We start from the raw sequence: 14,007 nt of genomic DNA on the forward strand, positions 1-14,007 counted from the left end.
CTCCTTACCTTAAACCGTGGATTTCACGCGCCGTTTCAGGCGCACATTCAACTCATGGACGAAGCTGCGCGCCATGGAGCGCAACGCGGGCCGCGTAAGAAGGGAGCAGCAACAATTAAGGCCCGAGATCACAAACGCCGCTGCTACTGATTGCAGCGGGTACTCGATCGGATCGATGACAAACGCCACGCCCAGACCAGCAACGAGGAACGCGAGGTGCATCAGCATGTCGACGGCAATAGGCCGGGCGTGGATACGCGAGATCCAGAGCAGCAGGCCATAGTCGGCAAGCGAGCGCAGCACGACCACGCTGGCCGCGCCGATAGGACCGAAGTGCGCAATGCCGAACCACAGTGCCGTCACGAAGAACGGCAGTTGCACGATGCCGATACGCGCTGCCGTGGCGGGATCGATTTGCGACTGGATCATGATGCGCGTGACGCTGGCCTGTCCGACGAGCCACACGCCAATGATCAGGATCCGGCCCACTGGCGCGCTGGCGATGGCGATTTCCTGTCCTACCCAGAGATGCAGGAAGGGGGCGAGCACGAGCATGACGAAGAGCGCGATGGGCGTGAAGACACCGTTCAGGAATTCGAGCGACTGCTGGACCATGGCATCGGCGTGTTCGCGTTTGACGGCGGACAGGCGCGGGAACAGGGTGCGAACGAGTGAGTTCGGCAGCATGTTCAGGCGGGTGACGAGGTTCTGCGGGACGGTGTAGTACGTGACGAAGCGCGCGCCGAGATTGGCGCCGAGGAGGATGCGGTCGAGCGAGTCTGTGATCATGCTGGAGATGGTCGCGACCAGCATCCAGCCGCCGAATTTGAACAGGCCGCCTGCGACGCCCAGCTGCGGCCATTCGATGCGTTTGATGTCGAGCACCTTGAAGCTCGCTCGTGCAAGCATTATCACGGCGAGGACACGCGCGACGACGGCGGCGGCGAGTACGGTTTGCAGGTTCGGTGCGATTTTCCAGGCGGCGGCTAGCGGCAGCAACTGGAACAGGAAGGTGCCGATGGTTTGATTGGTGTTGTAGATACCGAAGCGTTCGACGCCGTTGATTGCGCCGGCGCAGACCCATGAGACGTTAGCGATGGGAATGGCCAGGGCGAGCCATGGGAGTGCGTGATAGACCTCCTGTTGCATGGCCGGGGATGAATGCGCGACGTAGGCGGTGTAGGCGAACGCACCGAAGTAGATCAGGACACCGCCGATGATGCCGGTACCCAGGTTGAGCCAGATTGCGCTCCAGAACACGCGTGAACGGGCTGCGGGGTCGTTGGCGGCGTGGGCCTTTGATATCTGGTGTTGAGCGGCCATGCCCATGCCGAGATCGAGAATGCCGAAGTAGCCGATAAGCGTCCAGACGAGGCTGATCACGCCGTAGCGTTCGACGCCGACGAGATGGATGTATGCGGGCACGGTGATCAACGAGACGAAGGTAGGCAGTACCAGTCCCGAGAAGTTAATCGCCATGTTCTTCAGCATCGATTTTTCCATCGTTCGCACTCGTCCTTCTGGGTTTTGGGTGGTTGGGGGTTGGGGGGTTAGCGGTTAGAGTCAGGGTGCTAGGTTCCAGGGTTAGCGGTTGGGGTCAGTGCCGGGTTGCTGCTTTCGGCGTTAGCGGTCTGCGTGAGTCGGATTTTCTCTTTATCACTGTTAGCCACTGTGCGTGGCGGCACGTCATTTCTTTGTCCAAAGCGACAAAGAAACGAAGCAAAGAAAGCGCTTTTAAACCGCGCTACCCTAAGTGTCCACAGCGTGCAGTTTCTATTCATAGGTGCCCCAAAAGCACGGTGCTCGCCAGAGCCACGGATGTGTGAAACCCTCCTTCTCCGAACACCGATACCCACACGCTTCGCCACCAGTGACTGAACCTGCCCAAGGACCACCCCGCGCTATCCGCGTGAACCACCCACCAAATTTTTACGCATAACGAACCATGTAGCCAACCCGCCAAGAAACAATGCTGCAGAATGCGTAAAGCCGTAACCGACGAAATAATCGTCAAGCCCACGCAATCAACCCACCAAGAAATGAAACAGCAATACGCGCAATGCCATGACCTTGACCCAAGGAAATAACCGCTTAGATTACCCAACCAACACATCAAGAAATGAGGCAAAAAATACGCGTAGCACCGTGCTGATCGTTGGGGCGCCGGTGCTTGCCCGAGAACACTGGTGGCGAAGCGTGTTCATGTCAGGATTCGCGAGAAGGAGGGGTTCAAACATCCTTCGCTCTGGCGAGCACCGTGCTTTTGGGGCACCTATGAATCAAAACTGCACGCTGTGGACACTTAGGGTAGCGTGGTTTAAAAGCGTTTTCTTTGCTTCGTTTCTTTGTCGCTTTGGACAAAGAAATGACGTGCCGCCACGCACAGTGGCTAATAGTGATAAAGAGAATATCCGACTCTCGCAGACCACTAACGCTGAAAGCAGCAACCCGGCATAGACCCCGACCACTAACCCAGAACCGACCACCCCGGCACTGCCCCCGACCGCTAACCCCGGAACCCAGCCCCCCCTCACCCCCTCACCCCGATCACCCAAAACCCAAAACCCAAAACCCAAAAGTGCGAACGAACACGCTACTCGTGCTACTCGTGCCACCGGTACATCATCACCTTCCCCCGCGCATCCTCTTCAACAAAAACCAAATACTCGCCATCCGCCTGCCGGCTCGCGCTAATGCCATTCGGCACATCCACCCACCCTGACGCACCACCCACTTCCGGCCCCGGCTTGATCACCCCAACCTCTCGCCCCGTATCCTTCTCATACACATGCACGGTCCCAACCGGTTCCACCGTGAACAGATACTTGCCCTCAACCGTCAAACCAATCGTCGTAGCCAGCGGCTTGCTCTTCGTGTCCCAAGGCAACTCAACCGAATACCGCTGCACCGGATCCTTCGACCAATGGTCGTATCGAATCAACCGCCGACCCACTTCCTTCCAGTACCCACGGTCAAACGGCTCGTCAGCCGTGTACCCAGTCAAATACATCGTGTCCGTATCCGCCTCATACACCGCTCGCTTCACCACGTTGAACGGCGCCGGCATCGCATAGTTCTGCGCGTTGTCATACGCATAAACCGGATTGCCCACACGGTCCACTCCACCATATCGAAAGCGATTGATCCCGCGCGTGTCACTCGTGTGCCAAATATCACCCTTCGTATCAACCCACCACCCCCATCCACCAGGATTAGGTAGTAGTCCGTTGTTCACGTCGAACTCGTTCGCCTCAAACCGGCCATTGCCGTTCGTGTCGCGCCAGATCCAGTCGCCATGCGGCGGATGATTCGGAATGTTCTCCGCACCACGCTCCCGTCCCGCAAAGTAGCCAGAAGGAATCGCCAGCTCTCCATCACGCTTTGCATCGAAACGGTAAATCTTCAAATGATCCGAATACATGTCCGTCAAGTACAAGAAGGTCCGGCCGCCCACCTTGCGAGCGATCGGCTGTCCCGGCCAGTCATCGACGCTAAAGCTCGGGTCCTCGGGATACTTGAACCGCCCCGACAAGAAACCCACGTATTTCCATTCCTGTCCCGCCGGCTTCGACAAATCCAGCTCAAAACGCTTGTTGCCGGTGTAGACGCTGTTCGGACGCGCTGGATCCATCCACGCGCCATCCACGAACAACAATCCCTGCACTTGCCACAACTGCCTGCCATCAGACGCATAACTCTCAAGCGTCGCACCGAGTCCCGCACCCGTCGAACCCTGCCGCACACCAATGCCGTTCGTCGATACATAAACATTCCCGGCCGCATCCGCGCCCACGCCGGTCAGCCCGTTGAACCGCTGCGGACCAGGACGCCCCGCGACACCCGAAAAAATGCCGCCACGCTCACCCAGCGCACCGGACTCGCGATACTTGCCGGCACCGCCATCGCGCGTGAAGATCACCACTTGCTGACGCGGTCCGTTGTCAGCAACCAGCAAACGTCCCTGCACATCTATCGTCAAATCAACGGCGTCGGTGCCCGCGGCCAGCGCCGGTGCATCGTCGATCACCGCACCAGCCGGCGTGTAATGCGCGAGCCGCGCGCGGCCGCCCTGCGTATTGACCAGCGCCCATAGCGTGCCGTCCTTCGCGAGCGCCAGACGCCCCGGCTGCGTCGCGTTCCATTTGCTCTTTTGCTGCATCGATTCGGCGTCGTACACCTCGATGCGGTTCATCGCGGTATTCGCCACGTACAACAATGCATCCGATGCAGCCAGCCCGCCTACGTCCTGCTTCACATCGTCCGTCTTCGCTGCGCCGCGCTTGTCTTCCGGCGCCTCGTTGATCATCAGGAAAGCGGCGGCGAGCTGCGCGTGCCCGTCTTTATCGGCGGCCAGGTTCGCCTGGAACGCCACACTGCGTTTCACGTCGCGGATGTCCCGCCGCGACACGCCAAACCACTGCTTGCCCTTGGGCGGCCACACACCCGCCTTCGACAAATTGCCCCGCTCGTTGCCCACCCCGACCGCGACAAATGCATAGCGCCGGTTAAGCGCGATCGCGTTGCCGCCGTAGTTGCCCCAGCCATGCGTGCCACCGGCCGTGCCCAGCACCTTGCCGTCCTTGTAGATGCTCACTTCCGCGCCGCTTTCGTCCCACGGCGCGTTGGTGTACACCCGGCCGTCAGGCGTGACGGCGATCGCGGTGATGTTGATCTGCGTCCACGTGCCATCGCCGAAACCAAAGGTGTTGCCAATCCAGGATGTACGCGCCTGCAACACAGTGGGCGATGCCGGATACGCAGAGCCCACTGCAGCCAGACCGAGCGCGCCCACAATCAGAAAACGTGATGCCCAAAACGAAAAACACGAAAAACGCGAAAAACGATGCAAGAGGTTTTCTCCGTCTGAGAGCGGCCGGCTCTGCTCCCATCGGCCGATGGTGCAATAGAGACGTCACGGCCGTTACTCGGGTTAGCCAAGACTACCGTTCAAATATTGCAAAAAAATCTGAAATAAATGGAGTGCGATGCTGGATCACCAGTGGTGAATGAACCACACAATGCGACCAATTACCGTTAGAAGCGACTTTTAAACGGTTCCCTCGCAGCGCACCAGGAGCCACTAAGACCCCGGAGCCATTGTCAGCGCGGCGCCGGAGCCTCGACTGACTTTCACACTGACTTATTTCTTTCAAAAAATTGTTTCGAAAAGTAATAAATGCGACGTCTTTCAGACCTCTGCGCGAGGACTTCCCGGAAATACTTTTTAACACGTGATCTCCGGCTATTTAATATTTTCCAGTCGATTCTTCATAGAATAAGGAAAGCGTAATGTTCGACTATCGGACTAAAGCCGCGCGCAGCAGGCGCATTACGCTTCGCTACACCACGGTCAGGATCGAGACAGGAATTACCGGTATCTGAAGGTCCCGTGTGGGGATTCGGCAATTAATTGGCGATACTTCATGTCCGGCGCCGGTCACATCCGGTGTTCCGACCCCTTGAAAGAAGGGCTACGTGATAAAATCCGCGATTAAATTGATGCGGAAAATGGCTGGAAAACGCCGTGGCGCTTCGCCCAGAGCGGAACTGTACGTTCTCATGCGAATCGCCGTTTCATGATGGAATCCATCGTTCGACGGTCGCATCGTCGTAAAACGGCAAGTAATTGGCGTCACCGGACGAGGCATGCAGAATCATTCCCGACATGCCGCAACCCTTTGCCAAACGGCCGCCGCCTATATCAAGCGCAATGAACGACATAAAACATCCTGACGGCGGCAAACGCCGTCGCGCTCTCATCACGGGACTTTCGGGCTTTACCGGACGTCACATGGCCGCGCGTCTGCTGGACGAAGGTTACGACGTGTGGGGCACGACTTCGCCTGCGTCCGAGCCCGACGTGCCCGGCACGACCGGCGTTCCGCTCAACCTGCTTGATCTCGACGCGGTGCGTGCGTGCGTTAGCGATGCCCAGCCCGATGTAGTCGTTCATCTTGCCGGGCTCGCACACGTCACGGGCAACGCGCCCACACAAAGTTATCTTGTCAACATCATGGGCTCGCGCAATCTGCTCGACGCGTTGTCGCAGCTCGACAAGAAACCGCGTGCAGTGTTGATGGCGAGTACATCGAATGTGTATGGCAATGCGAACGTGGAAGTCATCGACGAAAACGTGCCGCTGAATCCCGGCAACGACTATGCGGTCAGCAAGCTCGCGATGGAAAACATGGCGCGCTTGTGGCTCGACCGCCTGCCCGTCTTCTTCACGCGGCCGTTCAACTACACCGGCGTTGGCCAGGGCGAAGACTTCCTGTTGCCGAAGATCGTCAATCATCACGCGCGTCATGAAGCACGCATGTCGCTTGGCAATCTGGCTGTGAGCCGCGATTTCTCCGATGTCCGCGATGTCGTCGAAGTCTATACACGGCTGCTGGAAGTCGCGCCTGCGGGCGAAGCATTCAATACGTGTTCAGGCACCGGCCATTCGCTTGGCGAAATCCTGGGCATGATGGAGCGTATCGCCGGATACAAGATCGAGATTTTCGTCGACCCGCGCTTCATGCGGCACAATGAGATTGCGAAGCTGGTGGGTTCGAACGGCAAGCTGCGGCGTGCGATTGGCCGCGTGCCAATCACCCCTATCTACGACACGCTCGAGTGGATGTTCAAACATGCGCGCGCGCAAGCCGAGGGTGAGGCTGTGCAGAGTGCCGCAGTCGTCAAGACGTGACGTGGCTTGTGGTAGCAGGGTGATCGGCGTGTACGGTATGACCGGAGACCAGATCATCCGCGGCTATCTGCAGTGACGACTGCCGTCTATAGATCTCGGCAATCCATTCTATAAACACCTTCACTCGCCGTGGCTGATGCCGGTTCGCCGCATACAGGATCGACACCACGCGCGGATACGACGGATAGGTCCGCAGCACTTCCCTCAGCGCGCCGCTTTCCAGATACGAGGACAGCGTATAGCTCGACGCCTGGATCAGTCCGAGGCCGGCGAGGCCGCATTCCACATACGAATCCGCGTCATTGACCGCCAGCATTGCCTTGAGCGGAATGGTCTTGGTTTCGCCGTCCACCACGAACTCCCAGCTTCTGACGCGGCCGGTCTTGCTCACCAGATAATCCACGCACATGTGGTGTTCGAGATCCTCGAGTGTATTGGGCTCGCCATATTTCTCGATATACGACGGTGCTGCCGCAGTGACCTGGGAATAGCGGCCGATCTGCTTTGCCACCAGGCCGATATCGCCGACAGCGCCTACGCGAATCACGCAATCCACGCCTGCCTCGATGATGTCGACCTGCTTGTCGGTCAGGCTCAATTCCACGCGGATATCGGGGTAGGCCGCGAAGAATTCGGGGAGTGCGGAGATGATGGTGCTTTTTGCCATGAGTGCGGGCAGGCTGACGCGCACGGTGCCTTTTGGGCTCAGCTTGGAGCGTGACAGGACGGACTCCATGTCGTCCACTTCGCCGAGTACGCGTACGCATCGTTCGTAGTAGATCTCGCCGTCTTCGGTGATGCTGATGCTTCGCGTGGTGCGGTTCAGGAGGCGTGCGCCGAGGTGTGCTTCGAGTGCCTGGACGGTGCGGGAAACGCTTGCGGCAGGCAGGCGCAATGCGTCAGCGGCCTTGGAGAAGCTGCCGCTCTCGACCACGCGGACGAAGACTTTCATTGCTAGAAAACGGTCCATAACAGTCGGTTCCATTCTGGCCCGCAGATGTCAGGTATCTGGGGTTTTGCTGCTGCGCGGGCCTAAATAGACATACTACGACGGTTTTGGTGCGTTCCGCTTGCCGCGGGGTTCTGGGGGGCGTGTTGGGGGGCTGTTTGGGAGTGGTCGGGGTCTATGCTGGGGTGGTCGGTTCTGGGGTTAGTGGTCGGGGTCAGTGCCGGGTTGGTGCTTTCGGCCGTGGTGGTCTGCTTGAGTCGGATTTTCTCTTTATCACTATTAGCCACTGTGCGTGGCGGCACGTCATTTCTTTGTCCAAAGCGACAAAGAAACGAAGCAAAGAAAACGCTTTCAACCACGCTACCCTAAGTGTCCACAGCGTGCAGTTTTCATTCATGGGTGCCCCAAAAGCACGGTGCTCGCCAGAGCCACGGATGTGTGAAACCCTCCTTCTCCGAACACCGATACCCACACGCTTCGCCACCAGTGATTGAACCTGCCCAAGGACCACCCCGCGCTATCCGCGTGAACCACCCACCAAATTTGTATGCATAACGAACCATGTAGCCAACCCGCCAAGAAACGATGCTGCAGAATGCGTAAGGCCGTAACCGACGAAAATAGCTTTACAGAACGCGCCGCCAATTCACAAAAACTGAAGCAGTAAACACAAACACGCATCAAGCTGTGGCCAATGAATACGGTCGTACAGAACAGGTAGCTAACCCGTCAAAACCGCAGCCGTAAATTCCCGTGAGGCCGTGCGGGTTCCTTAGCAACTCGTGCTTGCCCGAGAGCGTACGGGGCGAAGCGTGTTCGTGTCAGGATTCGCGAGAAGGAGGGTTTCACACATCCTCCGCTCTGGCGAGCACCGTGCTTTTGGGGCGCCTATGAATGAAAACTGCACGCTGTGGACACTTAGGGTAGCGTGGTTGAAAGCGTTTTCTTTGCTTCGTTTCTTTGTCGCTAAGGACCAGGAAATGACGTGCCGCCACGCACAGTGGCTAATAGTGATAAAGAGAAAATCCGACTCTCGCAGACCACCACGGCCGAAAGCACCAACCCGCATAGACTCCGACCACTAACCCCAGAACCTAGCCCCCCGACCACCCCCATCCCAAGTGCGAACGAAAATCAACACCCTACATCGATCGCTTCGCTATAAACCGCCGCCACGCGCCTGGCAATCACCGGCGTATCGAAATTCTCGCGCGCATAACTCCGGCATTCCTGCTCCGTCGGCAATTCCAGCGACCCATCCAACGCACCAATCAAGCCATCGGCAATAGCATCCACCCCCGTCGACGACAAAACAAGACCCGCCGATAAAGGTGCAACCGCCTCCGGCAGCCCCCCGACCGGCGTCACCAGCACCGGTGTCCCGGAAGCCAGCGACTCCACCGTAATCAGCCCAAAACCCTCCAGCGCGACCGTCGGCACAATACTCACATCCGCCGAACGATAAAGCGCCGCCAAATGCCGGTCAGGCACAAACCCAAGCAGCCGGACATTGTCGTCAAGACCCGCATCGGTAATGCGCGCCTGCAACTCCTCAGCAAGACGCCCCTTCCCCGCGATCAACAGCAACACATCCGGTTGCCTAGCCTTCACGCGCTTCATCGCTTCAATCAAATCCTCCAACCCCATTCGCCTGACCAACCGCCGCACCGCAAGCACAATCGGCCGGTCTTGCGGCAACTGAAGCCGGCGACGCGCATCGGAACGGCTCAGCGGCAGATTGAACTGCGAGACATCGACACACCCCGGCACCACGCGAATCCGCTCCGCAGGAATGCCATAACGCGACTGCAATATCTCCCCAAACGCCTCCGACAATACGATCAATCGCGACGAACGCGCATACACCCGCTGCTCAAGCATCCGCTTGGTCCGCTGACCAATGGAATCGGCGCCCTCAACATGGCTCTCATCCGCCCACGGTCCCTGGAAATGCGAAACCTGCGGAATGCCACGCGTCACATCAAGACCCGGAAAGGTATAAAGCGCGAAATGCGACGACACCACATCCGGCCGCTCACGGCTCAACGACGCCCGCAACGCACGGCGCGCAGCCATCAAGCGGCGCGGCAAGGACTGCGCCGCCGGACCGAAGCCGCGAATGGCGCCCTCCGTATCCGCCGCCACCCGCGCCGATCCCGCGACCACGCCGCGTACCGTCACGCCGGCGCCCGGCAATGCTCCGACCAACGTGTGATACATCCGGTCCAAACCGCCCGCGCGCTCCGGAAACCAGTGCATTCCAATTTGCAGCGACTTGATGGCTTGCGTGCTCATGTCCACGACCCTGATCGAAATTGTTGATGGATAACGACAGCCGTCAAATTGCTCATACCGGCGATACGTGTGATTCGTTCGACATACCCGGCGGCATGGACTGGACCGCGCTCGCCGTTGCGCCAGCCGTTGCACTCTTCATCAGTGCCGCCGCTTTAGGCGCCCCACCCTCCGCCTGCACTTCACCGGACGCCGTCGCGCCGGCCTGATTCGCAAAACCGCGATACAGATCCAGATACCGCCGTGCCATACGCGCCCAGCCAAATTGGTCCGCCAGGCGCCGCGCAGCTTCACCCATTTCACGACGCAGTTCCGGTGCATCAGCAAGCCTGGTGATCGCGCCCGCGAGCGCGGTGGCGTCGTCGGGATCGTCGAGCACAATGCCGCAATCCGTGCCGATTATCTCGGCCCCGCCCGCCGTCTTCGCGGTAATGATCGGCAGACCCGCCGCGAGCGCTTCCAGCAGCGAGAGGCTCATCGCTTCGTAACGCGATGGGAAAACGAACGCGTCGACGGAATGCATCAGCGTGGGCATGTTCTTCACCAGCCCGAGGAAATGCACGCGATCCGCAATGCCCAGCGCCTTCGCTTCATCGGGATAAGGACTGCCCGGGATATAACCCGCCACCGCCAACTGAACATGGGCGGGAAGTTGCACCAGCGCCTTTAACACCGTGTCCAGGTTCTTGCGCGGCGTGCGCAGGTCGCCGACGAACAGCAACAGGCATGCATCGTCCTGCAGTCCGAACGATTTTCTGTCGGCACCGTTCACCCGGGCCGCACTGAACGCGCTCGTATCCACGCCGTTATAGACCACCTCGATACGCTCACCAGCCACACCGTTCGCGCGAATCTCGATAGCCACTTTCTCGGACACCGCGGCAATGATCTTCGAGCGCTGATACGCCCAGTGTTCAAGCCGCGCATTCACGCGGCTATACAACACCTGATACGCGGACCACAAGCCACCCGTGAGCTTGAACGGATAATACGGACTGCGCAGCCAGCCGCCATGCACGAAGTGGGCGGTGTTCACGTCGGCTTTGGCCCACGATATAAAACCGTTTACGTGCAGGACGTCGTATTCCTTCTTGTGCGCCCTGAGCCACAACGCCGTCTTCAACGCGAAGATCTGCTGCTTGAAAAGTTTGGTCGGCCAGAAACGCCCGACCTTGATCGCGACCCATCGCAAGCGCGCTTCGCTAGCAAGCTCCGGTGCAACGTGCGACGCCAGCAGCGTGACGTGATGGCCTTCCGCCAATGCAGCGCGCGCGATCTCGTAGTTCACGCGGCCTTGCCCGTCGTTGTGACGCACGACATGAGTGACGATGGCGATTCTCATCGGAGTGCCTTTTCAGGGAGGGAGTGTTCAAAGAGCGCTTGCGCTCGGCGACGCTCGAGCCGCTGGTGGTGGCGCGCCGCGAGGACCGAGCAAAGGCCCATGTAAAGGATCATCCCGCCAATAGACGTGAACGTGTTCGTGAACACCAGCATGCCGACAATCGCAAATGCAACACTTAAGGAAGCCTGAGCGTATTTGTCGTCGCGCAACGAAAACGAAGCACGGAACGCGCGTGCGAGCAGCAAGCCAAGCCCCGCAAGATACATCAGCGAACCCGGCCAGCCGAGCACGAACGGCACGTTCATCACGCCACTGTCAAAGCTGCCGTATTTGCCGAGATCGCCATTGGAGGTGGAGAGTTTCGTCGATGAACCGGTGGCGCCGAAACCTTCGCCGGAGACGTCGGTGAAGGCGGTTTTCGCGAACGACGCGTAGAACTCGTTGCGCGCGGCGTAGCTGTTGTCATCGCTGAGATTGGTGATGGACTGCAAGCGCGTCGCCATCTTGTCGGCAATTGGACCGAAGGTGAGCAGCGGTACGGAAAGTCCCGCCAGCACCACGGCGCCCACAAGGATCCGCACCCGCACCTTGTTGCTCGCCTTGAGCAGTTGCAGCACCATCGCGATGACCCAGCCGCCCCATGTAGAGCGGACCATGCACAGGCCAAACGAGATGAATCCCAGACCGCCCGCGACCCAGCGCACGCTTTGCGTTCCAGCCATGGTGAAGGTGAGCGCGGCCATCATGGCGAGCGCGAAGGGACCGGACGAATTCATGGTGCTGAACACTCGCACGCCGAGCCGGACCGGATCGCCTTGCGACGCCATTTGCGAACCGATCATCCACATGGAATCCCAGCCCGGCATGAGGAAGAACTGCACAAGACCGTAACCGCCCATGAACAGCATGCCCCAGATGAATGTGTCGAGGATCGCCTGGCGGTATTTCGGATACTCGCGGGCATGGACCATGATATGAAAACCGATCAACACCGGATACAGCCACGCCGCAAGATCATAGGTGGCCGCCATCGGACCGTTGGACATCACGCCAATCAGGTACGCGTAAGCCAAGCCCATGAAGATCAGGAGGAAAGGCAGGCCGCGCCGCTCAGCCAGCACACGATAATGCCGGACCACGGTCAGCGCGCAGATCATGGTTACGACCACGGGCGCGATCTGGATCAGGCTGGTGGGCGTAAAACCGCCCTTCGCGAAGTCCGCGAGCCGACGCACTTCGGGGCTGAGAAACCACTGCCACCATACAAAGCCGATGTAACGCGCGGGACTCTTGAAGTACAGCCATACGCCGACGGCCGTCGCCATGGCCGGGAATCCGTATGTCAGCGCCGTTCCCTGATGCGCGAGGATAAGCAGCAGCGTGAACGTCCAGAACCCGCTTTGCGGCACCCAATGTTTGGGGTCATCGCGGAACAGGCCGAGAAAACCCGCGCGCAGCGGCTTGCCACCGTTCTCGATCAGATCGGCCAGATACTTCGGCGTGCGGGGAGCGGCCTGTGTGCTCATGGATCAGTTCACGCGGCGTTGAGGAGCAACATTGCCAAGCTCGGCATGCAACGCGGTTTCCGAGGGACGCGCGAGCATATCCATGTACCGCGTCCTCATGAACTCTTGCGTAAGACGGACATGCTGAAGCGCAAACTGACGTGTCGTGTAATCGCGTGCAGCGAAGTGCCGGCTTGCCGCCTGCGCGCGTTGCAACGCGAGTTCGGGATTGGCGACTATCGTGTCGAGCGTGCGCTGCAACGCGGGAACATCGTGGGCCGGCACATAAAACACGTGCTCCGGGCCGAAGTAATCGCGCAAGGACCCGACATCGGAGACGATCACGGGCTTGCCTAGCGCCACCGCTTCGAGCACGACCGTTATTCCCGACACATGTGAGTTCGGGCGCAGCGGCACCACGATCACGTCGGCCCAGTCATACAGTTCACGTGCCGCTTTCAGGCCTACTGCCGGCGCGATCTTGACGTTGCTTGCATGCAGGGCTTTCGATACCCGTCGACGCGTCGCGATCCGGACTTCATGCGCCGGGTTCTGCCGGAACGCCTGAGCAAGCGACTCCCAGTCGCGATCACGATCGTTGCCAATGGCGGCAATTCGCACCGGCGTATGCGGTTGCCAGGCACTCGGCTCCTGCAACGGAAAGTCGATCGGGTTGATGCCGTAGTAGACCTGTTCCACGTCATCGCGCTTGAAATATTCACGCGCCATTTGCGCGTTTTCGCTCGCATGCGTGGTCAGGACATCGGCACGGGCGAGCAGCTTTTTGTACACCCACTTCCGGAGCGCACCGAAGCCCGCCCACTTGTCGACCAGCCACACGCTTTGCGCGAGCAACATCGGATTGCCACCAGCACGGCCTTTCAAAAGCAGCAGCAATGCCGCCGATAAATGCTCGTGCTCGGTATGCGTCCACACGACATCGGCGTTGAGAATTTCCTCGCGATTGCGCCACGTATGAATGAAGTCGAAGCCAAGCGCCGCCTTCAGCCCACGCCGTGCAAGCCGCACGAATTTGTTCTCGGGTTCATCTCGCGAATAGGTCAGCGTAAGTTCAGGAGACTCTGCATGGTGATAACCGTACAGGCAGCCGATGTTCTCCCCCGCCCGGTAAAACCGCGGGTCTGCGCCGTAGAACAAATGCACGTGAACCTTGGTCGCTTGCATACGGTAAACCTCCGCGTCGCCCTGATGTTGTGAGTTCCGG

At 59.2% G+C, this 14,007-nt stretch carries 8 protein-coding genes; 1 reads left to right on the forward strand and 7 read right to left on the reverse strand.

Going from position 1 to position 14,007, the window contains the following annotated elements; all coding sequences use genetic code 11:
* Positions 1-9 precede the first annotated feature (9 nt).
* A complete protein-coding gene (locus ACSQ36_RS14840) occupies positions 10-1,503 on the reverse strand; it encodes a flippase (RefSeq protein WP_436182446.1) in 1,494 nt (497 codons plus the stop codon).
* A 1,099-nt stretch (positions 1,504-2,602) separates the two neighbouring features.
* On the reverse strand, positions 2,603-4,849 hold the full coding sequence (locus ACSQ36_RS14845; protein ID WP_436182447.1) for a hypothetical protein: 2,247 nt from the start codon (positions 4,847-4,849) through the stop codon (positions 2,603-2,605).
* Positions 4,850-5,710: 861 nt separating this feature from the next.
* On the opposite strand from ACSQ36_RS14845, the gene ACSQ36_RS14850 reads away from it, so the two are divergent.
* Positions 5,711-6,691, forward strand: coding sequence for a GDP-mannose 4,6-dehydratase (locus tag ACSQ36_RS14850; protein WP_436182448.1), 981 nt, complete (start codon positions 5,711-5,713; stop codon positions 6,689-6,691).
* On the opposite strand, the gene ACSQ36_RS14855 is transcribed toward ACSQ36_RS14850, so the two are convergent.
* From ACSQ36_RS14855 to ACSQ36_RS14875, 5 genes are all read right to left on the reverse strand, one after another.
* Positions 6,681-7,661, reverse strand: a complete 981-nt coding sequence (locus ACSQ36_RS14855; RefSeq protein ID WP_436182449.1) for a LysR family transcriptional regulator — start codon at positions 7,659-7,661, stop codon at positions 6,681-6,683. The genes ACSQ36_RS14850 and ACSQ36_RS14855 overlap by 11 nt on opposite strands.
* A 1,113-nt stretch (positions 7,662-8,774) precedes the next feature.
* A complete protein-coding gene (locus tag ACSQ36_RS14860; RefSeq protein WP_436182450.1) occupies positions 8,775-9,935 on the reverse strand; it encodes a glycosyltransferase family 4 protein in 1,161 nt (386 codons plus the stop codon).
* A gap of 52 nt (positions 9,936-9,987) precedes the next feature.
* A complete protein-coding gene (locus ACSQ36_RS14865) occupies positions 9,988-11,277 on the reverse strand; it encodes a glycosyltransferase family 4 protein (protein ID WP_436182451.1) in 1,290 nt (429 codons plus the stop codon).
* Positions 11,274-12,803, reverse strand: coding sequence for a glucose-6-phosphate isomerase (locus ACSQ36_RS14870; RefSeq protein WP_436182452.1), 1,530 nt, complete (start codon positions 12,801-12,803; stop codon positions 11,274-11,276). Before ACSQ36_RS14870 ends, ACSQ36_RS14865 begins: the two co-directional genes overlap by 4 nt.
* A 3-nt stretch (positions 12,804-12,806) precedes the next feature.
* Positions 12,807-13,967, reverse strand: a complete 1,161-nt coding sequence (locus ACSQ36_RS14875; RefSeq protein ID WP_436182453.1) for a glycosyltransferase family 4 protein — start codon at positions 13,965-13,967, stop codon at positions 12,807-12,809.
* Positions 13,968-14,007: the final 40 nt, after the last annotated feature.

It is taken from the genome of Caballeronia sp. LjRoot34, assembly GCF_964253815.1.
Taxonomy (GTDB): Bacteria; Pseudomonadota; Gammaproteobacteria; order Burkholderiales; family Burkholderiaceae; genus Caballeronia.